This is a genomic window from Streptomyces changanensis, from assembly GCF_024600715.1.
Classification (GTDB): Bacteria; Actinomycetota; Actinomycetes; order Streptomycetales; family Streptomycetaceae; genus Streptomyces; species Streptomyces changanensis.
The window spans coordinates 1,340,130-1,364,198 of sequence record NZ_CP102332.1 but is presented as its reverse complement, the minus strand read 5'-3'; the positions used below and the strand labels follow the sequence as shown (position 1 = coordinate 1,364,198).

Sequence of the window (24,069 nt, the reverse complement as noted above, 5' to 3'; positions counted from 1 at the left end):
GGCGGGTCCGCGGGGCCGGTCACGGCGCACCCGGCGCGATGAACGGCAGACCGCCCGGAGGGCCCGACTCGATCAGTTTCAGCAGCGCGTCCGTGTCCGCGTGCTCCTCGATCAGATCGCCGAGGCGGTCGAGCTGCTCCTCGCGGAGCGTGCCGAAGGACGTGTCCGGCGCGGGGACGAAACGCCGCCCGGCGGCCCGGGCGACCTCCCGCAGGAACGCCCGGCGGAAGCCGTCGCCCTCCAGCGACCCGTGCCAGTGGGTGCCCCACACGGCCCCCACCCGGCAGCCGTCCAGGAACGTCTCCCCACCGCGGACGTCGGCGACGCCGTGGTGGATCTCGTACCCCTCGACGGGTTCGCCGAGGGCCTCGCCGGACGGCCGCGCGAGGGTCTTCTCCACCGCGAACCGCACCCGCACGGGCAGCAGGCCCAACCCCTCGACCTCGCCCGCCCGGGACTCGACGTCGTCCTCGATGCGCTCGCCCAGCACCTGGAAGCCGCCGCACACACCCAGCACCGGCCGGCCCTCGGCGGCGCGCCGCACCAGCGCGTCGGCCAGGCCCCGCTCGCGCAGCCACGCCAGCGCCCGCACCGTGCCGCGGGTGCCGGGCACGACGACCAGGTCCGCGTCCACCAGCTCCTCCGGCCGGTCCACGAACCGGACGACGACGCCCGGTTCGGCCGCGAGCGCGTCCACGTCCGTGAAGTTCGACATCAGCGGTACGGCGCACACCGCGACCCGCAGCACATCCTCGCCGACCGGCGGCGCCACGACCGACTCGCGCACCGCGCCGCGCAGCGAGACGCGCAGGCCGTCCTCCTCGTCGATACCGAGCCCGTGCGCGTACGGCAGGACGCCGAAGGTGCGCCGGCCCGTCAGGCCGTGCAGCATGTCGAGCCCCGGCTCCAGCAGCGTCACGTCACCGCGGAACTTGTTCACGAGGTACCCGGCGACCAGCTCCTGGTCCTCGGGGGAGAGCAGCGCCGTCGTCCCGAAGAACTGGGCGAACACCCCGCCGCGGTCGATGTCGCCGACCACGACGACGGGGAAACGGGCGGCGCGGGCGATGCCCATGTTGACGATGTCGTTGCGCCGGAGGTTGATCTCGGCCGGGCTGCCGGCGCCCTCGCAGATCACCGCGTCGTGGGTGGCCCGCAGCTCCTCCAGGCACTCCAGCACGGTGCCGAGCAGCGCCTGCTGCCGCCCGCCGTGGTAGCCCCGCGCGCTGAGTTCGCCGACGGGCCTGCCCATCAGCACCACCTGGCTCGACCGGTCGCTGCCGGGCTTGAGCAGCACCGGGTTCATCAGCGCGCTCGGCTCGACGCGGGCGGCCTGCGCCTGCATGGCCTGCGCCCGGCCGATCTCCGCGCCCCCGCGCGTCACGAAGGAGTTGAGGGACATGTTCTGCCCCTTGAACGGCGCGACCCGCAGGCCCTGCCGGACCAGCCAACGGCAGATGCCGGCCGTCACCACGCTCTTGCCCGCGTCGGACGTCGTCCCCGCGACGAGCAGCCCCCCACCCCTCACGACCGACCGCCCTTCCGCCGCCGCACGGCTCCGTACGCCATCCGTCCGCCCACGCAGACCGCGAGGGCCAGCAGACCGACCCGGCGCGACAGCCGTACGGCCCGCTCGACGTCCGCCACCTCGACGGCCCGCCCCTCGCCGTTCAGGACCGGCCGGTGCTCGACGCGCCCCCCGTACGAGAGGCTGCCCCCGAGCCGTACGCCCAGCGCCCCCGCGAACGCCGCCTCGACCGGGCCCGCGTTGGGCGACGGGTGGCGGTGCGCGTCGGCGCGCCAGGCACGCGCCGCGCCGCGCCGGTCGTCGCCCGCCACGACGGCGAGCGCCGCCGTGAGCCGGGCGCCGGGGTAGCCGACGACGTCGTCGAGGCGCGCCGACGCCCAGCCGAACCGGCGGTAGCGCGGCGACCGGTGGCCGACCATCGCGTCCAGGGTGTTCGCGGCGCGGAACGCCACGAGGCCCGGCACACCGCCCAGGGCGCCCCACACCAGGGCGCCGACCACCGCGTCGGAGGTGTTCTCCGCGACGGACTCCACGACGGCCCGGGCGATGCCGGGCCCGTCCAGCGCCTGCGGGTCGCGGCCGCACAGGTGCGGCAGCCGCTCGCGGGCCACCTCCAGGTCACCGGCGGCCAGGGCCCCGGCGACCGCCCGCGCCTCGCGGCCCAGGGAGGTGCCGCCGACGACGGACCAGACGGTCGCGGCGGTCAGCGCGACGGCCGCGGGTCCGTGCCCGCGCACGGCACGCGCGGCGAGCGCGGCACCCGCCGCGGCGCCCCCGGCGCACACGGCGGTGTGGAGCGCGCCCCAGCCGCGGTGGTCGCGCCACAAGGCGCGTTCGACGGCGCCGGCGGCCCGCCCGAAGGCGGCGACGGGATGACCGCGGCGGGGATCGCCGAGGAGGAGGTCCACCAGGATCCCGGCGGCGGCACCGCAGGCGTACACACGATCGGTGCGCATCGGGTCAGCAGCCCGGTGCGACGGATCGGCCACGTGTCCGCGAGCCGGGGCTCGGGGTTCTCGACGTATGACGGGGAACGCAGCCGGGCATGCGCAATGTCCTCACTCAGGGTCCGCGCCCTGGCTCGACGTGACCGGCGGTGAGAGTTCCTGACTCCCGTCCCGCGCGTGCGCGGGACGGTCACAGTGGCGGGACCGCGCCGGATTCGCACCGGGCTTCCTCTCCTGCCGCCGGATATGGCCTGGGCAGTCCACCACGGCCCGCGAAGGCCCGTCAACTCACCCTTGACCTGCGGCGGAGCGGCGTGCGGAGCCCCACGTACGGCGGCCGGGCCGGTCGCACCACCGAGGTGCGACCGGCCCGGGGTTCTGGCGTGACGCGGGTCAGGCCACGATCAGGTAGATGCCGTACGCGACGGCGGCCGCGCACAGCGCGAAGCAGGCGTACGCGCCGGTGCGCGCCAGGGCGGCGGAACCGCCCTGGGTGGCGGCCTGCTCCTGGCGGGAGAGGCCGACGAGACCGAGGGTGAAGAGGCCGACGAGTGCGACGGTGGTGACGAGGCCCACTCCGAAGACGGAGCCGAGGGCTGCCCAGTCGATGTCCATACCGATGCCGTTCTTTCCTTACACCGAGGCCGTGGGGGCCGCGCCGGAGGCGGCGACCGGGGCCGGGATGGTGGTCTTGAGGGAGTCGTCGCCGTCCGGGTCGGTGGCGACGGTGCCGGCGGGCGGCGGGGTGACGGCCGCGATGGCGGTGGTGACGACCCCGGCGGGCTCGTCGTCGGCGGCGTCGGGGGCGTCCTCGACCTCGTTGACGTTCGTGTGGTCGACGACCTGACGGCGGGAGATGAACCAGATGGCGGCGGAGGAGCCGACGAGGAAGGCGGCGACGACGGCCACGCCCCAGTCGCCCTGGCGGGCGACGAACTCGGCGAGCGCGGCCACCAGGCCGGCGGCCGGCAGGGTCAGGCCCCAGGCGACGAACATCCGCGTCGCGGTCGACCAGCGGACCACGCCGCCCTTGCGGCCGAGGCCGGCCCCCATGACGGCGCCCGAGCAGACGTGCGTCGTGGAGAGCGAGAAGCCCAGGTGCGAGGAGGCGAGGATCACGGTGGCCGCACCGGTCTGGGCGGCGAAGCCCTGCTGCGGCTGGAGGTCCGTGAGGCCCTTGCCCATGGTGCGGATGATGCGCCAGCCGCCCAGGTAGGTGCCGAGCGCGATGGCCAGGCCGGCGGAGACGATGACCCACACGGGCGGGTTGGAGCCGGGGGCGAGGGCGCCGCCGGCGACCAGGGCGAGGGTGATGATGCCCATGGTCTTCTGGGCGTCGTTCGTGCCGTGGGCGAGGGAGACGAGGCCCGCGGAGGCTATCTGGCCGGCCTTGTAGCCCTTGCGGCCCGTCTTGGCGTCGATGTTCGCGCCCACCTTGTAGGTGAAGCGGGTGGCGACCATCGCGGCGACGCCGGCGACCACCGGGGCGGCCACGGCCGGGATCAGGACCTTCGTGAGGACCACGCCGCCGTTGACGCCGTCGAGGCCGACGGAGGCGACGGTCGCGCCGATCAGACCGCCCATGAGGGCGTGCGAGGAGCTGGACGGCAGACCGACCAGCCAGGTCAGGAGGTTCCAGAGGATCGCGCCGACCAGTGCGGCGAGGATGACCTCGGGTTGGATCCCCGTCTCGTCGACGAGCCCCTTGGAGATCGTCTTGGCGACCTCCACGGAGAGGAACGCGCCCACCAGGTTGAGGACGGCGGACATGGCCACCGCCGCCTTGGGCTTCATCGCGCCGGTCGAGATGGTCGTGGCCATCGCGTTGGCGGTGTCGTGGAAACCGTTTGTGAAATCGAACACGAGAGCTGTCACGACCACAATGGCGAGCAGCAGCGTGATGTGTTCCATTTACCCAGGCAATCGTTCGACGTCAGTACCGCGCTGAACGTAGGCAACCTGGGTGAACGGAAGGTGAACTGATCCAGGCCACACGATGACCCAACCTGTGAACCCAGGTTCCGGTTACGTGTCGGCCCGGCGATTGCGGGCCCCCCGGCCCGGAAACCCTTCGACGCGGAGACACACGTCACTTCCGGGCCGGCGCCTCCCGCTGACAGGATCGCCGCATGACCGAGGACGACGGCACCGCCGCCGACGCCGTGGCGCGGACGTGGGACGAACTGGTGGACACCGCCCGCAGGACCGTGGCCGACGGCCTGGTCGTCGGCACCTCGGGGAACGTCTCGGCCCGGGTCGGCGACCTCGTCCTCGTCACCCCGAGCGGCGTGCCCTACGCGCGGCTGACCCCCGCCGACCTCGTCGCCGTCGACCTGGACGGTCGGCAGGTCCGCGGGGTCCTGCCGCCCACCAGCGAGCTGCCGATGCACCTCGCGCTGTACCGGTCGACCGGCGCGCGTGCCGTCGTCCACACCCACGCCGTGCACGCCACCGCCGTCTCGACGCTCGTCGACGAGCTCCCGCCCGTCCACTACGTGACCGGCACCCTGGGCGGCACCGTCCGCGTCGCCCCCTACGCCCTCTACGGCACCCGGGAGCTCGCCGACCACGTCCTCGCCGCGCTCACCGACCGCACCGCCTGCCTCCTGCGCAACCACGGCACCGTCGCCTACGGCGCGACGCTGGAGCAGGCGTACGACCGTACGGCCCAGCTGGAGTGGATGTGCCGGGTCTGGCTGACCGCCACCGCCCACCCGGGCCGCGCGCCCAGCCTCCTCACCCCGGACCAGCTCGCCGAGGCCACCGAGAAGCTCCGCGGCTACGGCCACCACCCCCACTGACCCCGGCGCCCCCTCGGCCCGCACGGCCCCGTCCCGCACGGCCCCGTCCCGCCCGGCCGGTCCCGCCCCGGCCCCCCCGCCCCCGGCCCCCCGGCCCCGCCCCGGCCCCCCCCGCTCCGGCGCTGTCCTGTCCCACCGCCCCGTCCTGCCGACCCCGCTCCGGCACCGCCCCGTCCTGCCGACCCCGCTCCGGCACCGCCCCGTCCTGCCGACCCCGCTCCGGCACCGCCCCGTCCTGCCGACCCCGCTCCGGCACCGCCCCGTCCTGCCGACCCCGCCCCGGCACCGCCCTGTCCCGCCGGCCCCGCCCCGGCACCCCCGCTCCCGCCCCGCTCGGCCGCGGCCGGCCGCGTACGACCCCGCCGGCGGCCGCTCGGCCCCCGTACGGCCCCGCCCGGCACCCGTCCCCCCGTCACTCGGCGGCGGTCCGCCCACTGGCACCGATCCGCCGCCGTGCCGACACTGGAGCAGTGCGCCCGAGGACAGGTGCGGCCGTCGCCGCCGCCACAGTGATCGGAGCCGGCACCGCCGCCGTCGCGGCCGGCCGGTACGCCAGCGGTGTGGCGCTGGGCCCGCGCCCCGGCCGCCCGCTGCCCGGGGAGCCACGGCTCACCGTGCACGCCACGGGCCCCGGCCGGGTCGTGCTCACCCGCGGCCTCGCCTCCCTGCGCCCCGGCGTGTACGGACTGCGGGGCCCCGGCGTCCACGCCGTCGTCGGCCCCGTCCTCCCCGACGTGCCGCACGCCCCCGACACCGTCGTCCGCCGCCTCGAACGGGTCCACCACGGCACCCTCGGCACCGGCGCCCGCGTCAGCCTCACCCCGCAGCTCCACGCCGGCACCCCGGCCTCCGCCCTCGGCATCGCCCACGAGGACGTCGAGGTCCCCGGCGAGCTCGGCCCCCTGCCCGCCTGGTACGTCCCCGCCGACCGCTCCACCTGGGTCGTCACCGTCCACGGTCTCGGCACCACCCGCGAGCACCCCCTGAACGTGCTCGGCTTCCTGCACGCCGCCCAGCTGCCCGTGCTCGTCGTCTCCTACCGCGGCGACCCCGGCGCCCCCCGCGCCGCCGACGGCGTGGGCCACCTCGGCGGCTCGGAGTGGCACGACGTCGACGCCGCCGTCCGGTACGCCCTGCGCCGCGGCGCCCGGCGGGTCATCCTGCACGGCTGGTCGACGGGCGCCGCCATGGCCCTCCACACCATCGCCCGCAGCGGCCTGCGCGAGCGGATCGCCGGCCTGGTCCTCGACTCCCCGGTCCTCGACTGGGACGCCACCGTCCGGGCCCTCGCCACCGCCCACCGCGTCCCCGCCGCCCTGCTGCCGCTCACGGTCCGCGCCGCCCAGGGCAGGACCGGCCCGCACGGCGACGCCCTGCGCGAGGCCGCCGACCCCGCCGCCCTGCCCGTGCCGACCCTCGTCATCCACGGCCCCGACGACACCCTCGCCCCCTGGGGCCCGAGCCGGCGGCTCGCCGAGCGCCGCCCCGGCCTCGTCACCCTCCACACCGTCCGGCAGGCACCGCACGCCTCGATGTGGAACGCCGACCCCGACCGCTACGAGGAGGCCCTGCGCCGCTTCCTCGTCCCGCTCATCTGAGGCCGACCGTCCCATTCCGTTTGGGCTTTCGGGCCGTCAGCGGGAAGACTGCCCCCGTGACGTCTCGAAAGCCCGATGAGCAACTGGCGCGCAACTCCAGACTCCGACTCGTCCGTCCCCGGTCGCTGGCGACGACCGCCCGGCGGGCGGTGGCCGACCGCCGGACGCGGCCGGCCCCGCGGCCGCCGGAGGGCACGCCGCCCCGGGCGGAGCTGGCCCGCCAGGCCCGCCAAGTCCTGGCCGACGCCGTACGGGTCGCCCGCTGGGCCGCCGTCAACCGCGGCCCCGTCACCGTCGAGGCCCCGGCCTCCGCGCGCGAGCGGGCCGCCGCGGCCCTCGCCCTGACCCCCGCCCGGGTGCGCACCGCTTGGGACCGCGCCCGGCTCGCCGGGCTCGTCGAGATCCACGGCGACACCGTCCGCCCCGGCTGGCGGCTGCGGGCCTGGGACCGGGACGACTCCGCCGCCCTGCGCGGCTGGGTCGCGCTCCTCGACGCCTGGTCGCTCGCCCACCCCGCCCCCCGCGACGCCGAGCCCACGGCGGTGGCCGAGGTCGTGGAGGCCGTCCCGCAGGTGCTGTCGCTCCTCCAGCTCTCCGCCGGACCGGTGCCCGTACCGGCCCTGCTCGACCTGCTCCGGCAGCGCGTCGCCGAGCTGCGGGAGCAGCGCTGCGAGGTCCCGTTCGCCGCCGACGGGGAGGCGGGCGAGGAGGAGCGCGCCCGGGCCCACGCCCGGCAGGAGGGCTCCGCGGCCCGGGACACCGGCCCGGACGCCCTGCCAGGCCTGCTCGACTGGGCGCTGGAGGGACTCGCCTCCGTCGGCGCCCTGACCCTCGGCGACGGCCAGGCGACCCTCACTCCCCTCGGGAACTGGGCGGTGTGGGTCAAGCTGGAGCAGATCTGCGTCGCCGCCCAGAGCCCCGCCGGCCACATGGAGCAGTCCGCCGAGGACATGCTGCGCGGCTGCGTCCGGCTCACCCCCGGACCGGCCCGGGCCGAGTACCGCGCGTGGCTCGCCGCCCGCCCCGTCGGCAGCGCCGTCGCCGAGCTGCTCGCCGTCGCCCGCGGCGACGACGCCCTCCTGCGCGGGCTCGCCTTCGAGGCCCTCCGCGTGGTCGGCGGGGCCGCCGAGGCGGAGGTGCGCACGGCCGCCGACGAGCCGCCGCTGCGCCCGTACGCCCTGCTGTGGCTGGCGGAGCACGAGGGCGCCGACCCGGACGAGGCCGCCGACGTCCTCACCCGCGAGGAGGCGACCTGGCTGTGGGTGGACACCGCCGCCGCCGTCGTCGACCACGGCGAGAGCGACCTGCTGGTACGGCACCTGGAGTCCGCCGTGCAGGGCACCGTCCCCGCCCTGCTCGACGAGGTCCGGGCGGTCAGGCATCCGCGCACGGTCCAGGTGCTGGTCGCGCTGGCCGCCGCGCACCCCGACCCGGCCCTCGCCAAGGCGGTCCGCCGCGCCGCGTTCCAGGTCCACACCGGAGGCGCCTGACCGCGGCCGCCGGCCGACCCGGCGTCGGCCGGCGCCCCGCGCCAGGCTCCCCGCGCCCCGCGGCAGGCGAACCTCCGACCGGCGCCCCGCGACCCCCGGCCGGCGCCCCGCGGCAGGCGACCCGCGCTCCGCGGCCCGGCGACGGTGACCGGCCGGCGCCTCAGGCGAAGGTGTCGCAGCGCGCCGCGTCACCCGTGCGGTAGCCCACCGAGAACCACCGCTGGCGCTGCTCGGCGGAGCCGTGCGTCCAGGACTCCGGGTCGACCCGCCCCTGGAACCGCTCCTGGATCCGGTCGTCGCCCACCGCGGCGGCGGCGTCCAGCGCGGCCCGCACGTCCTGGTCGGTCACCTCCGCCAGCACCGGCCGGCCGGTCCGCTCGTCCGGCGTCGTCGTGGCGTGCCGGGTCCACACGCCGGCCAGGCAGTCGGCCTGGAGCTCCACCCGCACGGCGCCGCTGCCGGTGCCCTGCCGTCCGTCCTGCGCACGGCTGAGCGTCCCCGCGAGGTTCTGCACGTGGTGGCCGTACTCGTGGGCGACCACGTACGCCTCGGCGAACGGCCCGCCCGAGGCGCCGAACCGGGTGCGCAGCTCCCCGAAGAAGTCCAGGTCCAGGTAGACCTGCCGGTCGGCGGGGCAGTAGAACGGCCCGACCGCCGAGGTCGCCGTCCCGCACGCCGTGCCCACCCGGTCGGCGAACAGGACCGTCCGCGCGTCCGTGTACCGCTCGCCCGCCCGCGCGTGGGCGCCGCGCCAGTAGTCCTGCACGCTGTTGACGATCGCGACGATCCGGCAGTCGTCCCGGGTGTTCGCGGCCGCACCCGTGCGGCACGCCGCGTCGAGGTCGCCCGCCGAGGAGCCCGCCTGACGGTCCGGGTCGCCGCCGTCCGTCAGCCCGAGCTGGTCCGGACCCACGCCGAAGACCAGCGCCAGCACGAGCGCGATCACCCCGGCCAGGCCGCCGCCGACCGTCACCCTGCCGCCGGGGAGGCCGCCGCCCCCGCGCGCGTCCCGTACCTCCGAGGTGTCCAGATCGGCGTCGTCGTCGAACCGCATGGCGCGGGCACCACCCTCCGTCGCTCCTGCGCCGAGTGTCGGCGCGGTGGTTCCCTGGTGCCCCGTTTCGCGCGTCCGACGAGTGTCCCGGGCGCCGTCGCCGATCGCGCGCCCGACGGCGTCCGCGCACCGGTAAAGCAGTTGCATGCGCCCGTTAGACTGGCCCGTATGGCCTTTCTCCCCGTGCATTAGACGGTGTCGAAGTCACCGCAGCCGCCGTTCTTCCACCGTCCGACCCGCCCTGGAGAGTCTGTCCATGATCACCGCCACCGGTCTCGAGCTGCGCGCCGGCGCACGCGTCCTCATCGAGTCCGCCTCGTTCCGCATCGCCAAGGGTGACCGCATCGGCCTCGTCGGCCGCAACGGCGCCGGCAAGACGACGCTCACCAAGTGCCTGGCGGGCGAGGGCATCCCCGCCGCCGGCACCATCACCCGCTCCGGCCAGGTCGGCTACCTCCCGCAGGACCCCCGCACGGGCGACCTCGACGTGCTGGCCCGCGACCGCATCCTCTCCGCCCGCGGCCTGGACGTGCTGATCAGCAAGATGCGGATCAACGAGGAGCGCATCGCCACCGGCAAGGGCTCCACCCGCGAGAAGGCCCTCAAGCAGTACGAGCGCCAGGAGACCGAGTTCCTCACCAAGGGCGGGTACTCCGCGGAGGCCGAGGCGTCCACCATCGCCGCCGCCCTGGGCCTGCCCGACCGGGTGCTCGGCCAGCCGCTGCACACCCTCTCGGGCGGTCAGCGCCGCCGCATCGAGCTGGCGCGCATCCTCTTCTCGGACGCCGACACGCTCCTGCTCGACGAGCCGACCAACCACCTCGACGCCGACTCGATCACCTGGCTGCGCGACTACCTGAAGTCGTACCGCGGCGGCTTCGTGGTGATCTCCCACGACGTCGACCTCGTCGACACGGTCGTCAACAAGGTCTTCTACCTCGACGCCAACCGCTCCACGATCGACATCTACAACATGGGCTGGAAGCTGTACCAGCGCCAGCGCGAGGACGACGAGAAGCGCCGCCGCCGCGAGCGGCAGAACGCCGAGAAGAAGGCCGCCGCGCTCAACGCCCAGGCCGACAAGATGCGCGCCAAGGCCACCAAGACGGTCGCCGCGCAGAACATGGCGCGCCGCGCCGAGAAGCTGCTGTCCGGCCTGGACGAGGTGCGGCAGTCCGACAAGGTCGCCAAGCTGCGCTTCCCGGACCCGGCCCCCTGCGGCCGCACCCCGCTGACGGCGGAGGGCCTGTCCAAGTCGTACGGCTCGCTGGAGATCTTCACCGACGTCAGCCTCGCCATCGACAAGGGTTCGCGCGTCGTCATCCTCGGCCTCAATGGCGCCGGCAAGACGACCCTGCTGCGGCTCCTCGCCGGCGCCGAGCGGCCGGACACCGGCGAGGTCGTCCCGGGCCACGGGCTGAAGCTCGGGTACTACGCGCAGGAGCACGAGACCCTCGACCCCGACCGCACGGTCCTGGAGAACATGCGGTCGGCCGCGCCGGACCTGGACATGGTCGAGGTCCGCAAGGTCCTGGGCTCGTTCCTCTTCTCCGGCGACGACGTCGACAAGCCCGCCGGGGTCCTGTCCGGCGGCGAGAAGACCCGGCTCGCGCTGGCCACGCTGGTGGTCTCCTCGGCGAACGTGCTGCTGCTCGACGAGCCGACGAACAACCTCGACCCCGCGAGCCGCGAGGAGATCCTCGGCGCGCTGCGCACCTACAAGGGCGCGGTCGTCCTGGTCACGCACGACGAGGGCGCCGTCGACGCCCTCCAGCCGGAGCGCATCATCCTGCTCCCGGACGGCGTCGAGGACCTGTGGGGAGCGGACTACGCGGACCTGGTCTCCCTGGCCTGATCATCTCCGCCTGGATCATTCGGCTCAGCCGTGATCCTTCATCTGAGTGAGCGGATCTCATACCGCGGCGTGGCACCCGGCGGCGTTTCCCCCGCCCGCGCCACGCCGCGCGGTCCCGTGTGGGCCCCCCTGACCTGGTACTTCGCGTTCCGCTTACGGTCGCTCCCGGGTTTTCGGCGTCCTGCGAGGCCGCCCCGCGCGGAAACCCGCGTCCACTGACCTTGTCGAATGGCTGGCCATGTGGGCCCGGAGGGGTGATCATGAGAAGACCAGAGCGCACTTCCCTTGAGGAGGCACGGGTGGCCGAGACTCTGAAGAAGGGCAGCCGGGTGACCGGCGCCGCGCGCGAGAAGCTCGCGGCAGACCTGAAGAAGAAGTACGACGCCGGCGTGAGCATCCGGGCCCTGGCCGAGGAGACCGGCCGGTCCTACGGATTCGTCCACCGGATGCTCACCGAGTCCGGAGTCGTGTTGCGTGGACGCGGCGGAGCGACCCGGGGCAAGAAGGCCACGCCGGCCTGATCCCCGGGTGCGGTCCGTCACGCCGCCCCACGGTTCCGGCAGTACCCCCCCCGGCCGTCCGCGGCCGCGGTGGACCGGAGGTCCGGGCACCGGGCCGACCGGCGGTCCCGACCGCCGTTCGGCTCCGGGGCCGAAGCCGCCGGCCCGGTGCGGTCCGAGGGTCGACCGGGTGGTTACCGTGCAGTAATTTGTCGTTCGGCGCAGCCGCTGGTCGGGTGCGCCGGACGACGACAACCGCTGCACCGGATCCGGAGGCGCCGTATGACCTCGCTCGACCCTGCCCTCGTCGTGCTCGACAAGGACGGTGTACGCCTCACCGTCGAGGACGCCGTCGCCACGGTGACCCTCACCAACCCGGCGAAGCGCAACGCCCAGTCGCCCGCCCTGTGGCGGGCGCTCACCGAGGCGGGCCGCGCCCTGCCTGGGAGCGTGCGGGTCGTCGTCTTGCGCGGAGAGGGCAAGTCGTTCTCGGCCGGCCTCGACCGACAGGCGTTCACGCCGGAGGGGTTCGACGGCGAGCCGTCCTTCCTCGACCTGGCGCGCGGTTCCGACGAGGAGCTGGACGCCGTCATCGCCGAGTACCAGGAGGCGTTCACCTGGTGGCGCCGCAACGACATCGTGTCGATCGCGGCCGTCCAGGGCCATGCCATCGGCGCGGGCTTCCAGCTCGCCCTCGCCTGTGACCTGCGCGTCGTCGCGCAGGACGTGCAGTTCGCCATGCGCGAGACGAGCCTCGGACTCGTTCCCGACCTGACCGGTACGCACCCGCTCGTCGCCGCCGTCGGCTACGCCCGCGCGCTGGAGATCTGCGCCACGGGCCGGTTCGTCCACGCTGACGAGGCCGAGCGCGTCGGCCTGGTCAACCTCGTGGTGCCGGTCGAGGAGCTCGACGCCGCCGTCCGCGACCTGGCCGCCGCCCTGCTCGCCGCCCCGCGTGACGCCGTCGTGGAGACGAAGGCCCTGCTGCGCGGCGCGGCAGGGCGCCCGTACGAGGAGCAGCGCGTCGCCGAGCGGGCCGGCCAGGCCCGCCGGCTCCGCGACCTTGCGGGCCTCGCCGACTGACACCCGGCGGCAGCACGCCGCTCGCGCCGCCGCCGTACGCGCCGCCGCCGTACGCGCCGCCGCCGTACGCGCCGCCGCCGTACGCGCCGCTTCACCACCGTCCCGCCGCACCCGCACCCGGGCCCGCGCACGGCCCGGGTGCGGACGGCGCGTACGGCGGGGGCGGTACGGGCGGTGGTGCGGCGGGGTGGGCGCCCCGGGCGGGACCGCCGTCAGAAGCCGTGGCGCGCGCCGCCGTCGACCGGCAGCATGACCCCGGTCAGGTACGAGGCGGCGGGGGAGAGCAGGAACGCCGCCGTCGCGCCGAACTCCTCCGGCGTGCCGTAGCGGCGCAGCGGGATGCGCGCCTCGTTGTCGGCGCGTGCGGCGGCCGCGTCACCGGACAGGGCGTCCAGCTCGCGCACCCGGTCCGTGTCGATGCGCGAGGGGAGCAGGCCCACGACACGCACGCCGCGCGGCCCGACCTCGTTCGCCAGGGACTTCGCGAAGCCGGCGAGGCCGGGGCGCAGGCCGTTGGAGATCGTCAGCCCGGGGATCGGCTCGTGCACCGAACCGGACAGGACGAAACCGATCACCCCGCCCTCGCCGAGCGCGTCCGCCGCCGTGCGGGCCATGCGGACGGCGCCGAGGAAGACCGAGTCGAACGCGGCCCGCCACTGCTCGTCGGTGTTGTCCGCCGCCCACCCGGGCGCCGGGCCGCCGACGCTGACCAGCACGCCGTCGAACCCGCCGAAGTGCTCCCGCGCCGCCGCGACGAGCCGCTCGGGCGTCGCCGGGTCGGCGTTGTCGGCGGCGACCGCGACGGCGCCACCGCCCAGCGCGTCCGCCGCCCGCCGCACGGCGTCCCCGTCGCGGGACGACAGGAGGACCTTCGCCCCCTCGGCCACCAGCGCCTTCGCCGTCGCGTGCCCGAGGCCCCGGGAGGCACCGGTCACGACGTACACACGGTCCTTCAGTCCAAGATCCATGGGCCTATCCTGCCGCGTCGTCCGCCGTCAGCGCGAGGGCGGTCGTGACCAGCCCGACGTGGCTGAACGCCTGCGGGAAGTTGCCCAGCTGCCGCCCGGCCACCGGGTCGTACTCCTCCGCCAGCAGCCCCACGTCGTTGCACACCCCCAGCAGCCGCTCGAACAGCTCGCGCGCCTCGTCCTTGCGGCCCATCATGTTCAGCGCGTCGGCCATCCAGAACGAGCAGGCGAGGAACGTCCCCTCCCCGCCGGGCAGTCCGTCCACCGCGATCCCGTCCGTGCTGTACCGGTGGATGAACCCGTCGTGCCCCAGCTCGGCCGCCACCGCCTCCACCGTGCCGACCACGCGCGGGTCGTCCGGCGGCAGGAAGCCCACGCGCGGGATCAGCAGCGTCGCCGCGTCCAACTCGGCGGAGCCGTACGACTGGGTGAAGGTGTTGCGCGCCGGGTCGTACCCCCGCGCGCACACCTCCCGGTGCACCTCGTCGCGCATCGTCCGCCACCGCTCCACGTCCCCCGGCAGTTCGGGGTGCCGCTCCAGCGTCCGCACCGCCCGGTCGGCGGCCACCCACGCCATGACCTTCGAGTGCACGAAGTGGCGCCGCTGCCCGCGCACCTCCCACAGGCCCTCGTCCGGCTGACGCCACGTCGACTCCAGGTACCCCAGCAGACTCAGCTGGAGCGCCCAGGCGTGCCGCTGCGGCGGCATCCCCACCTCCCGCGCCAGGTACAGGGAGTCCATGACCTGGCCGTACACGTCGAGCTGGCGCTGGTTGACGGCGGCGTTGCCGATCCGCACCGGCCGCGAGCCGCCGTACCCGCGCAGCCACGGCACCTCGGCCTCCGGCAGCCGTCGCTCACCCGCGAGGCCGTACATGATCTGGAGGTCCGCCGGGTCGCCGGCGACCGCCCGCAGCAACCAGTCGCGCCACGCGCCGGCCTCCTCCAGGTAGCCCGCCGACAGCAGCGCGTAGAGGGTCAGCGTCGAGTCGCGCAGCCAGCAGAAGCGGTAGTCCCAGTTGCGGACGCCGCCCATCTCCTCCGGCAGCGACGTCGTCGGCGCGGCGACGATCCCGCCCGTCGGGGCGTACGTGAGCGCCTTGAGCGTGATGAGCGAGCGCATCACCGCGTCCCGGTACGGCCCGTCGTAGGTGCACTGGGCCGCCCAGGACTTCCAGTCCCCCAGCGTGTGCTCCAGCGCCTCGTACGGGTCGACCAGGGCGGGGCGCGGCTCGTGGGAGGGGTGCCAGGTGAGGCAGAAGGCGACCTTCTCGCCGGGGCCGACCGTGAAGGAGGAGCAGGTGCTGTACTGCTGGCCCCAGGTCTTCACCTCCGGCTCGCTGCGCAGCCACACCGAGTCGGGGCCCGCGACGGCGACCCGGTGGCCGTCGGTGCGCCGCACCCACGGCACGGCCGAGCCGTAGTCGAACCGCAGTCGCAGCACGGACGACATCTCGACCCGGCCGGACACGCCCTCCACGATCCGCATCAGGTCGGGGGAGCGGTCGCGCTGCGGCATGAAGTCGAGGACGCGGACCGTGCCGGTGCGGGTCTCCCACACGGACTCCAGCACCAGGGAATCGCCCAGGTAAGCGCGTCGGGTGCAGGTGCGCGCACCCCGGGGCGCGAGTCGCCAGTGGCCGTTGTCCTCGTCGCCCAGGAGCGCGGCGAAGCAGGCGCCGGAGTCGAAGCGTGGCAGGCAGAGCCAGTCGACGGAGCCGTCCCGGCCCACCAGGGCGGCGGTCTGCAAATCCCCGATGAGGGCGTAGTCCTCGATACGTTGCGTCACGTTCTGGCGTGTTCCCACCCCGGAACAGCGCCAATCCGTCAGCCTGCCCGCCGGACGCGCGCCGGACGCCCACGGGTCACCGGTCGGCGGGCTCCCGCGGGGTCTCCACACCCGCACCGTCGCCGCCGCCCCCGGCGCCGTCGTCGCCGTCACCGTCACCGCCACCCGGTCCGGCGGGCCCGGCGGACCCGCTCCCGTCCGTGGCCACCGCCTGGTCGCGCCGCTCCCGGCGGACCAGCACGACCCACCCCACCGGCACGCCCGCCGCGAACAGCCACCACTGGACGGCGTACGCCATGTGGGAGCCGATCGACTCGTGGTCGGGGTCCGGGATCGGCTCGGGGCTGCCGCCGGGCGGTGCGGGCTCCGTCAGCTCCAGGTAGCCGCCGAGGACCTCGCGGCCCAGCCGCTCCGCCTGCTGCTCGCTGTTGATGAGCATGACCTGGCGCGGCGGGAGGCCGCGCAGGTCCTTGATGCCGCTGCTGTCGGTGGTCTGGTCCGCCATGAGCCGGCCGACCACGGTCACCTGGCCCTTCGGTGCGGGCGGCACGTCCGGGTAGGACTTCTGGTCCGGCGCGGCCGGGACCCAGCCGCGGTTGACCAGGACGACCCGGCCGTCGGTGAGGACCAGCGGGGTCAGCACGTGCATGCCGACCCGGTCGTCCGCGTTGGTGCGGCGCCGCACGACGACCTCGCGCGCGGTGTCGAACGTGCCCGTCGCCGTCGCCCGGCGCCACAGGTCGGAGCGCGGGACGGTGTGACCCGGTGACGTGAGCTCGGTCACGGGGACGGGTGCGGCCGTGAGGTTGTCCGCGATCAGCGCGTTCTGGGCGACGCGGCGCTCGTGCCGGTGGAACTGCCAGAAGCCCAGCTCGACCATCACCGGGATCAGGACGAGCACGACGAGGGTGAGGATCACCCACTGCCGGGACAACAGGAAGCGGTACACCCCAAGACCGTACATCCCGCCCCTGTCGCGCCCGGCCCCGGGTCACGCCTTGTCGACGATGCCCGCCCGGCCCTCCGCGCGCGCGCAGTGCGCGCCGCAGTACCAGCGGCCGTCGGCCTCCACGCCCTGGCCGATGATCTGGACCCGGCAGTGTTCACAGATGGGCGCCATGCGGTGGATGGCGCAGGAGAAGCAGTCGAAGACGTGCACGGCGCCCTGCGCGTGCACCTCGAAGGACATGCCGTAGTCGTTTCCGCAGACCTCGCAACGTGCCATGCGCCACAGGGTGCGCGGAACGGCGGCCGGATCGGAGGACGGCGCGCCCGGCGGTCACCCGTTCGTCCCTCCGCACCCGCCCCCGTGCACCCGTACCCGTGCACCCGTACCCGCGCCCCCGTGCACCCGTACCCGCGCGCCGCGCGGCTCCCGCGCCCACCCCGTGCCCGCGGGCACCGCTCCCGCGCCCACCCGGGCCCGCGCGGACCGCTCCCGGGCCCGGGGTCACTCGTCGGCCGGGGCCACATCCCGCAGTAGGTGGGTGAAGGCGGCCTCGTCGACGATCGGCGTCCCGAACGCCTTGGCCTTCACGAGCTTGGAGGTGCCGGCTCCCGGGTCGTTGGTGACGAGCAGGCTGGTCAGCCGGGAGACACTCGTCGCGATGTGCAGCCCGGCCTCGACGGCCCGGTCCTCCAGCAGCTCGCGCTCGACCGAGGTGTCACCCGAGAACGCGACCCGCATGCCCTGCTTGAGTGGCTTGTTCGACGTGTACCGCCCGGGGTTCGGGTACGGGCACGCCGGTCGCTTCCGTGACGGCCGCCAGCCGCCCGACCCGTACGTGGCCTGACGGCCGATGCGGGGCGTGGCCGCGGCGGGCGCCGCCGACCACTCCACGAGGGGGAGGCACTCCAGCAGCGGCAGCCGCACCCCGCGCTCGGCCGCCGCGCGCAGACTCGGCCGGAAGGCCTCCGCCAGCACCCGCGCGTCGTCGAGGGCGTGGTGCGCCTGGCGCTGCTCCACGCCGAAGTGGGCGGCCAGCGACTCCAGCTTCATGTTGGGCAGCGGCAGCGCCAGTTCCTTGGCCAGCGCCATGGTGCACAGCCGCTGCCGCACCGGGGCGGTGCGCTCCGCCCGGGCGTACTCCCGGGCGATCATCGTCCAGTCGAAGTAGGCGTTGTGCGCGACGAGGACGCGGCCGTCGAGCCGCTCGGAGAACTCCGCGGCCACGTCGGCGAAGAGGGGCGCGCCCTCCAGCACGTCGCTCGTCAGGCCGTGGATCCACACGGGTCCCGGGTCACGCTCCGGGTTGACCAACGTGTACCAGTGGTCCTCCACCCGGCCGCGCGCGTCGAGCCGGTAGACGGCAGCCGACACTATCCGGTCGTGGGCGGAGAGGCCGGTGGTCTCCACGTCGACGACCGCGTACCCCTGCGGGTAGGCGGCCGGCCAGGCTGCTGCTGTCATACGGTCGTCGAGCATGGTCACTGAGAATAGAGGCCGCCACCGACAGCGCCGCCGCCGGGTTTGCCCCACGGCGCGGTGTTGACGCGTCAGCCGGCCCTCGCCGGGCGTCGTCGGAGGAGCCTCCCGCGGCCGGTCGCGCCGTCGGCGCGCGTGCCGTTTCCGCGTCGGGCCGGGCCCGGATGAGACCCTCGGCGTCGTGACGGACACGACCACGCACGAGCCGCACGGCGGGGCGCTCGGCTCCCGCCTCAACTGGCTGCGGGCCGCCGTGCTCGGCGCGAACGACGGCATCGTCTCCACCGCCGGCCTGGTGGTGGGCGTCGCGGGCGCCACCACCGAGCGGGCCGCGCTCCTGACGGCGGGGCTGGCCGGACTGCTCGCCGGGTCCATGTCGATGGCGGTCGGCGAGTACGTCTCCGTCTCCACCCAGCGCGACTCCGAGAGGGCTGCCCTGGCACAGGAGCGGCGGGAGCTGAGGGAGCAGCCGGAGGCCGAACTGGAGGAGCTGACGGACCTGTTGGCGGAGCGCGGCCTGACCCGGGAGGTGGCCCGCGAGGCCGCCGTGCAGTTGACGGAACGTGACGCCCTGCGGGCCCACGCGCGGGTCGAGCTGGGCATCGACCCGGACGAGCTGACCAACCCGTGGCACGCCGCCGGGGCCAGCTTCCTCGCCTTCACGGTCGGTGCCCTGCTGCCGCTGCTGGCGATCGTGTGGCCGCCCGCGCCGGCGCGGCTGTGGGTGACCGTCGCGTCGGTCCTCGCGGCGCTCACGCTCACCGGCTGGTGCAGCGCCCGCCTCGGCTCCGCCCCCGTCCGCCCCGCGGTGGCCCGCGTGGTCGGCGGCGGCGCGCTGGCGATGGCGGTGACGTACGCGGCGGGGTCGCTGCTGGGTGCCGTCGGGGTCTGACGCCGGCCCGTTGGTGGATGTCGCCAAAGGTCGTTGACACATCGTCTCGCATACTTGTCGGTAACCACCTCTAGCCCCGGCCCGACACCCGGCCCTACGGTGCTCGCATGTCGCCGAACCTGCCCGATGTCGTGCTGTGGTCGATACCCGCCTTCGTCCTGCTCACCGTCCTGGAGATCGTCAGCTACCGGCTGCGTCCCGACGAGGACGCCGCCGGGTACGAGGCGAAGGACGCCGCCACGAGCATCGGCATGGGGCTCGGCAGCCTCGTCTTCGACTTCCTGTGGAAGATCCCCATCGTCGCCGTCTACCTGGCGGTGTACGAGCTGACGCCGCTGCGTGTCCCGGTCCTGTGGTGGACCGTGCCGCTGATGCTGCTGGCCCAGGACTTCTTCTACTACTGGTCCCACCGCGGCCACCACGTCGTGCGGATCCTGTGGGCCTGCCACGTCGTCCACCACTCCAGCCGCAAGTTCAACTTCAGCACCGCGTTGCGGCAGCCGTGGACCTCGTGGACCGTGTGGCCGTTCTACCTGCCGCTCATCGCGTGCGGCGTGCACCCGGCGGCCCTCGCCTTCTGTTCGTCGGCGAACCTCGTCTACCAGTTCTGGGTGCACACCGAGCGGATCGGCAGGCTGCCGCGCCCCGTCGAGTACGTCCTCAACACCCCCTCGCACCACCGGGTGCACCACGCCTCCCAGGGCGGTTACCTGGACCGGAACTTCGGCGGCATCCTCATCGTCTGGGACCGCCTCTTCGGCACCTTCACCGCCGAGACCGTCCGCCCGGTGTACGGCCTCACCAAGAACATCGACACGTACAACCCGCTGCGGGTCGCCACCCACGAGTACGCGGCCATCGCCCGGGACCTGCGGGCGGCCCGCTCGTGGCGGGAGCGGGCGGGGCGGGTCCTGCGGGGGCCCGGTTGGCAGCCGGCACCCGTGCCCGACCGGGCGGCGGAGACGGCCGGCCGACCCACCGGGGCGCCCGCCCCGGAGACCGCGGCGTGAGCCGCGTGGGCGGGGAGGGGCGTGTGGGTGGGGAGGGGCGTGTGGGTGGGGAGGGGCGTGTGACTCAGGAAGTGCGAAGGGCTCAGGAGACTCGAAGGGCTCAGGAGGCTTCCGTGACTCGGGAGTCTCGCGGGACCCGGGAGACGCGGGAGACCCGGGTGCGCCGGGACGGCGGGACGGGGCGGGGCGGGCGCGAGCGGCTCGTGCGCCTCCTGCCGCCGCTCTTCGCGGCCGTCCTCGCCGTCGACCTCATCGCGCTGCTCGCCGGCTCCGGCGTCGGCCACGCGGTGGCCAAGCCACTGCTGATGCCGCTGCTCGCGGGGTACGCGGCCCTGCGCGGCGCGCCCCGCACGCTGGTCGCCGCCCTCCTCTTCGGCTGGGGCGGCGACGTGTTCCTGCTCCTCGACGCGGAGTGGGCCTTCCTCGTCGGCATGGGGTCGTTCGCCGCCGGGCACGTCTGCTACCTGCTGCTTTTCGGGCGGGCCCGCACCTCGCCGCTGCTGGGCGCCGGTTACGGCGTCGCGCTCGTCGCCGTGGTGCTCCTGCTGTGGCCGGACCTCCCCGCGCCCCTGCGGATCCCGGTCGCCGGGTACTCCCTGCTGCTCGCCGCCATGGCGTACCGGGCGCTGTTCCTGTTCTCCGACACGCTCATCGCGACCGGCGTCGCCGACTGGCCGCAGGCGCCCGTCCCCGACTTCTGGATCATGCTCACCTACGGCGCCGCGCAGTACCTGCTGGCCACCGGCGTGCTCACGTCGTCCAGCGCGGGGCGTCCGCTCCCCACCGGCCCGGCGGCCGCGCCCAGTCCCGGGGTCCGCCCTCGTAGCTGACGGGGGAGGGGGCGTACCGCAGCCGCCCGCGCGGGGTGTCCCGCTCCAGCAGTCGGGGGGTGGGCGCCGCGCCCCCGCCGGCGGTGGGGGAGGCACCAGGCGCCGGGTCCTCGCGGTCCGTGCCGTGGGTGAGCAGGTGCGCGGTCCGGGTCAGTGCCGCCTCGACGCGCCAGGTGCCGCCGCCACGGTGGCGTTCCGTCAGGGCGCGGAGGACCGCCGCGGCCACCAGGTAGCCGGTGCCGTGGTCGAGGGCCTGCGCCGGGAGGGCGCCCGGCTCCGAGCCGCCGCCCTCCGTCAGGGCGATGCCCGTCGCCGCCTGCACCAGGCTGTCGAAGCCGCGCCGGCCGCCCCACGGCCCCGACCCGCCCCACGCCGACAGCCGGGCGACCACCAGGCCGGGACGGCGCTCGGCAAGGGCCCCGGGGGCGAGCCCGAACCGGTCCAGCGCGCCGGGGCGGTAGCCGGTGACGACCACGTCGGCGGTCGACAGCAACTCCTCGAAAGTCCGCCGGTCGGCGCTCCGGCGCAGGTCCAGGAGCGTCGAGCGCTTGCCGTTCCCCGTGTCGTCGTGCGCCTCCTGGCTCTCCGGGAGCTCCGGGGCGTCCACCCGCAGGACGTCGGCGCCCAACAGGGAGAGGGTGCGTGTGGCGACCGGCCCGGCGAGCACCCGCGTCAGGTCCAGCACCCGTATCCCGGCGCACGGCGCACCCACGCTCGCGCCGGCGAAGGGCACGCCCGCCGCGGGGCCCGGCGCGTCGCCGGTCCGTTCGAGGTCCAGTACGGGTCGTCCCGCGAGTGGCGCGCCCTGCCCGGCGGCCCAGGTGTCGGCGTCCCGGACGGCGACGGCCAGGCCTCCCGCCGCGTACACGGTCTCCTCGACCTCCACCGCCCGGCGCCCGGCCAGCGCGTCCGCGACGGCCCCGCCGTCCGCGCCGGCGGGCAGTCCCAGCGCGGTCAGCAACCGGTCGCGGTGGTGCGGGTAGTTCGCGTGGGTGCGCACCCAGCCGTCGGCCGTGCGCCAGAAGCGGGAGAGCGGGGCGAAACCGCCGCCCGACCGTCCGTCGAGCGTCACGTGCCGCTCGCTGTGGAAGGCCGCGGTGACCGCCGCGTCGTCGACCGCGACCCGCGGCACCGCGCCCCCGCCGCGCGCGGCGGCGAGCTCCGCCGCGGCCAGCGCACACACCGCGACGGTGGTACGCGCCAGCTCCGCCACGGGCAGCCGGGAGGGGAGCAGGCCCGGTACGCGGTGGTACGCCACCCGCTCCGGCGTCTCCGGATCGGCACCCAGTGCCGCCCAGGTGTGGGTCATCGCCCTGTTCATCGGTCCATCATGGCACTCCGTGCCGGGGCCGGGAAGGTTCCAGGCAGGCGGGAGGACGGCCTGGGGGCAGGCGGGAGGACGGTGCGAGGAAGGGGTGGGGCCGGGGGTGCCTGGGGTGCCGGGAAGGCTTCCGCACATGAAAGAGCCCGGGCGCGGTGACCGCGCCCGGGCTCCCCCTCCCCGATCAGCCGAGCGTCACCAGCGGACCGCGTCCAGCGCGTCGACCATGCCGTGGCCGTAGAAGCCGTTGTAGCGCTTCCCGCCCTCACATACGGCGTCGACCTCCCCGTCGGCGTCGTAGTCGTACGGGTTGGTGCACGCCGTGTCGTCGGCCTGCCCGTACAGCAGCGCCTTCACCATGGCGGGCGTGGCCCGCGGGTGCTTCGACTTGATCAGCGCCACGACACCCGCGACGTGCGGGGACGCCATGGACGTGCCCGCCTTGTAGTTGTAGCCGCCGTTGACCGTCGTCGACAGGATCCGGCCGTTGACGGCCGGGGCCTGCGGCGTCTGGTACTCGGTCCGGTCACCGCCGGGGGCGGCGATGTCCACCACGCCCAGGCCGTAGTTCGAGAACGAGGACTTCAGCGTCTTGGCGCCGGTCGACGAGACCGTGACGACACCCGGCAGCATCGTCGGGATGTCCGGGCACTGGCTCGGGTCGACGACCCGCTCCACCGTCTCGGTGTCGTTCGGGCTCGTGGTGTCCGTGACCGAGTCCGACGCCAGGTCCGTGTCGGAGTTGCCGGCCGCCGCGACGTTGACCGACCCCTTGCGCTCCGCGTACCGCGTGGCCCGCGTCAGCGCCTCGACCAGGGCGCCCTGGTCCGGGTCGTTCGTGCAGTTGTACAGCCACGGGTCCACGTAATAGCTGTTGTTGGTGACCTCGACGCCGTGGTCGGCCGCCCACATGAAGCCGCAGACGACGGCCTCCGTGTAGAAGAAGCCGTCCGGGTTCGACACCTTGATGCCCGAGACCTTCACGCCCGGCGCGACACCGGTCACGCCGACGCCGTTCTTCGCCGCGGCGATCGTCCCGGCGACGTGCGTGCCGTGGTCGCTCTCGCCCGGCGCCGGCCGCCACGAGCCCTCGGTGGTGTCGGCCTTGCCGGTCACGCAGTTCGCGGACGCGGCGCGGTCGAAGTTGGGGGCCAGGTCGGGGTGGGTGTCGTCGACGCCCGTGTCGATGACGGCGACCGTGACCTTGCTGCTGCCGAGCGTCCGCTCGTGGGCCTTGTCCGCCTTGATGGCGGGCAGGCTCCACTGCAGCGGCTCCAGCGGGTCCTGGTCGGCGTCCGCCTCGGCGGCGGCCGCGCGGGCCTCCGCCGCGGTGAGCGGCTGCGCTGCCTCGTCGACGTCCTTCGTCGCGACGGGGGCCAGCGGCGCGGTCCGCGTGGCACCGGCCGACTGCACGCCCTTGGCGGTGCGGACGGTCTGCGCGAACGCGGGGTTCTTCGAGTGGGCGACGATGACGCCGATCGCGTCGTACGACGCGACGACCGTGCCGCCCGCCGCGGATATCGCCTTCTTCACGGCGGCGGTGTGGCGACCGCCCTTCGTGTTCACCACGTACGAGAGGTTCGGGCCGTCCGCGGCGACGACGGCCGGAACATCGGCGGCGGGGGCGGCCGAGGCGGCACCCGCCGGCAGGAAGCCGAGCGAGGCCGTGAGCGCCAGACCGACGGGCAGAGCGAGTGCGCGCCCGCGCCTGGTTCCCAGATGAGCCATGGGTTCTCCACATCATCCGTGACGTCCGCCCACATGCTGTTATGGGCGGGTACATGACGAGCGAAGCTATCGCTGATCATCCCCGCGCAGCAATGAGTTGGCGAAGAAATCGGGAGGAATGAAGAAGCGGGGTGAACCGCTTCGCGGCGCCCTCCGTGACGTTGTCAGGGGAGGAGGCCAAGGCGGCCTCCGCGGCACCCGCCCGGTGCCCCGCCCCAGCCCCCAGCACCCGCGTCGCGAGGAGTTCCCG

At 75.0% G+C, this 24,069-nt stretch carries 21 protein-coding genes and 1 riboswitch; of the genes, 9 read left to right on the top strand and 12 right to left on the bottom strand.

All coding sequences use genetic code 11. The features are described from left to right. Positions 1-19: 19 nt before the first annotated feature. The 4 genes from NRO40_RS06030 to NRO40_RS06015 all read right to left on the bottom strand — a co-directional run bounded on the left by NRO40_RS06030 (position 20) and on the right by NRO40_RS06015 (position 4,386). Positions 20-1,528: a cobyric acid synthase gene (locus NRO40_RS06030; protein ID WP_058944224.1), complete on the bottom strand. Its 1,509-nt coding sequence runs from the start codon at positions 1,526-1,528 to the stop codon at positions 20-22. Beyond that, on the bottom strand, positions 1,525-2,484 hold the full coding sequence (locus NRO40_RS06025) for a cobalamin biosynthesis protein (protein WP_058944225.1): 960 nt from the start codon (positions 2,482-2,484) through the stop codon (positions 1,525-1,527). Before NRO40_RS06025 ends, NRO40_RS06030 begins: the two co-directional genes overlap by 4 nt. Positions 2,485-2,628: 144 nt before the next feature. After that, positions 2,629-2,707, bottom strand: a riboswitch (cobalamin riboswitch). A 161-nt stretch (positions 2,708-2,868) separates the two neighbouring features. Then, on the bottom strand, positions 2,869-3,090 hold the full coding sequence (locus tag NRO40_RS06020) for a hypothetical protein (RefSeq protein ID WP_058944226.1): 222 nt from the start codon (positions 3,088-3,090) through the stop codon (positions 2,869-2,871). 18 nt (positions 3,091-3,108) lie between these two features. Continuing rightward, positions 3,109-4,386: an inorganic phosphate transporter gene (locus NRO40_RS06015; protein WP_058944227.1), complete on the bottom strand. Its 1,278-nt coding sequence runs from the start codon at positions 4,384-4,386 to the stop codon at positions 3,109-3,111. A 218-nt stretch (positions 4,387-4,604) separates the two neighbouring features. Here NRO40_RS06015 and NRO40_RS06010 point away from each other — a divergent pair, with 218 nt between their 5' ends. The 3 genes from NRO40_RS06010 (at position 4,605) to NRO40_RS05995 (ending at position 8,364) form a co-directional block, all read left to right on the top strand. Beyond that, complete coding sequence (locus NRO40_RS06010) at positions 4,605-5,276, top strand: class II aldolase/adducin family protein (RefSeq protein WP_058944228.1); 672 nt, start codon at positions 4,605-4,607, stop codon at positions 5,274-5,276. A gap of 470 nt (positions 5,277-5,746) precedes the next feature. Further along, a complete protein-coding gene (locus NRO40_RS06000) occupies positions 5,747-6,874 on the top strand; it encodes an alpha/beta hydrolase (protein ID WP_058943574.1) in 1,128 nt (375 codons plus the stop codon). Positions 6,875-7,023: 149 nt separating this feature from the next. Next, positions 7,024-8,364 (top strand): hypothetical protein, encoded by a 1,341-nt coding sequence (locus NRO40_RS05995; protein ID WP_058943573.1) that lies wholly within the window; start codon positions 7,024-7,026, stop codon positions 8,362-8,364. Positions 8,365-8,524: 160 nt separating this feature from the next. Here NRO40_RS05995 and ypfJ read toward each other — a convergent pair whose 3' ends face one another. Continuing rightward, complete coding sequence (gene ypfJ / locus NRO40_RS05990) at positions 8,525-9,418, bottom strand: KPN_02809 family neutral zinc metallopeptidase (protein ID WP_058943572.1); 894 nt, start codon at positions 9,416-9,418, stop codon at positions 8,525-8,527. A gap of 256 nt (positions 9,419-9,674) precedes the next feature. Here ypfJ and NRO40_RS05985 point away from each other — a divergent pair, with 256 nt between their 5' ends. The 3 genes from NRO40_RS05985 to NRO40_RS05975 all read left to right on the top strand — a co-directional run bounded on the left by NRO40_RS05985 (position 9,675) and on the right by NRO40_RS05975 (position 12,856). Then, entirely contained in the window at positions 9,675-11,273 is a 1,599-nt protein-coding gene (locus NRO40_RS05985) for an ABC-F family ATP-binding cassette domain-containing protein (protein ID WP_058943571.1), read from the top strand. A gap of 299 nt (positions 11,274-11,572) precedes the next feature. After that, positions 11,573-11,794, top strand: coding sequence for a helix-turn-helix domain-containing protein (locus tag NRO40_RS05980; RefSeq protein ID WP_058943570.1), 222 nt, complete (start codon positions 11,573-11,575; stop codon positions 11,792-11,794). Between the two features lie 261 nt (positions 11,795-12,055). Beyond that, positions 12,056-12,856 (top strand): enoyl-CoA hydratase/isomerase family protein, encoded by an 801-nt coding sequence (locus tag NRO40_RS05975; RefSeq protein ID WP_058943569.1) that lies wholly within the window; start codon positions 12,056-12,058, stop codon positions 12,854-12,856. 212 nt (positions 12,857-13,068) lie between these two features. Here the strand turns inward: NRO40_RS05975 and NRO40_RS05970 are convergent, their stop codons facing one another. The 5 genes from NRO40_RS05970 to NRO40_RS05950 form a co-directional block, all read right to left on the bottom strand. Continuing rightward, the gene (locus NRO40_RS05970) at positions 13,069-13,824 is read right to left on the bottom strand and encodes an SDR family oxidoreductase (protein WP_058943568.1); all 756 of its coding nucleotides are present in this window, start codon (positions 13,822-13,824) and stop codon (positions 13,069-13,071) included. A 4-nt stretch (positions 13,825-13,828) separates the two neighbouring features. Continuing rightward, the gene (locus NRO40_RS05965; protein ID WP_058943567.1) at positions 13,829-15,613 is read right to left on the bottom strand and encodes a glycoside hydrolase family 15 protein; all 1,785 of its coding nucleotides are present in this window, start codon (positions 15,611-15,613) and stop codon (positions 13,829-13,831) included. Between the two features lie 76 nt (positions 15,614-15,689). Beyond that, the gene (locus NRO40_RS05960) at positions 15,690-16,562 is read right to left on the bottom strand and encodes an SURF1 family cytochrome oxidase biogenesis protein (protein ID WP_058943566.1); all 873 of its coding nucleotides are present in this window, start codon (positions 16,560-16,562) and stop codon (positions 15,690-15,692) included. A 42-nt stretch (positions 16,563-16,604) separates the two neighbouring features. Then, the gene (locus NRO40_RS05955; RefSeq protein WP_058943565.1) at positions 16,605-16,838 is read right to left on the bottom strand and encodes a hypothetical protein; all 234 of its coding nucleotides are present in this window, start codon (positions 16,836-16,838) and stop codon (positions 16,605-16,607) included. A gap of 225 nt (positions 16,839-17,063) precedes the next feature. Further along, positions 17,064-18,044: a DEDDh family exonuclease gene (locus NRO40_RS05950; protein ID WP_058943564.1), complete on the bottom strand. Its 981-nt coding sequence runs from the start codon at positions 18,042-18,044 to the stop codon at positions 17,064-17,066. Positions 18,045-18,219: 175 nt separating this feature from the next. Here NRO40_RS05950 and NRO40_RS05945 point away from each other — a divergent pair, with 175 nt between their 5' ends. The 3 genes from NRO40_RS05945 to NRO40_RS05935 all read left to right on the top strand — a co-directional run bounded on the left by NRO40_RS05945 (position 18,220) and on the right by NRO40_RS05935 (position 20,770). Beyond that, positions 18,220-18,930 carry a VIT1/CCC1 transporter family protein gene (locus NRO40_RS05945; protein ID WP_058943563.1) on the top strand — a complete coding sequence of 237 codons (711 nt, stop codon included), beginning with the start codon at positions 18,220-18,222 and terminating at the stop codon, positions 18,928-18,930. A 107-nt stretch (positions 18,931-19,037) separates the two neighbouring features. After that, positions 19,038-19,940 (top strand): sterol desaturase family protein, encoded by a 903-nt coding sequence (locus tag NRO40_RS05940; RefSeq protein WP_058943562.1) that lies wholly within the window; start codon positions 19,038-19,040, stop codon positions 19,938-19,940. A gap of 203 nt (positions 19,941-20,143) precedes the next feature. Continuing rightward, positions 20,144-20,770: a lysoplasmalogenase gene (locus NRO40_RS05935; protein WP_107115157.1), complete on the top strand. Its 627-nt coding sequence runs from the start codon at positions 20,144-20,146 to the stop codon at positions 20,768-20,770. Here the strand turns inward: NRO40_RS05935 and NRO40_RS05930 are convergent. Together NRO40_RS05930 and NRO40_RS05925 are read right to left on the bottom strand one after the other, a co-directional pair. Further along, positions 20,691-22,091 (bottom strand): CoA transferase, encoded by a 1,401-nt coding sequence (locus NRO40_RS05930; protein WP_232791167.1) that lies wholly within the window; start codon positions 22,089-22,091, stop codon positions 20,691-20,693. The genes NRO40_RS05935 and NRO40_RS05930 overlap by 80 nt on opposite strands. Before the next feature lie 195 nt (positions 22,092-22,286). Next, complete coding sequence (locus NRO40_RS05925) at positions 22,287-23,819, bottom strand: S8 family serine peptidase (RefSeq protein WP_058943559.1); 1,533 nt, start codon at positions 23,817-23,819, stop codon at positions 22,287-22,289. Positions 23,820-24,069 lie beyond the last annotated feature (250 nt).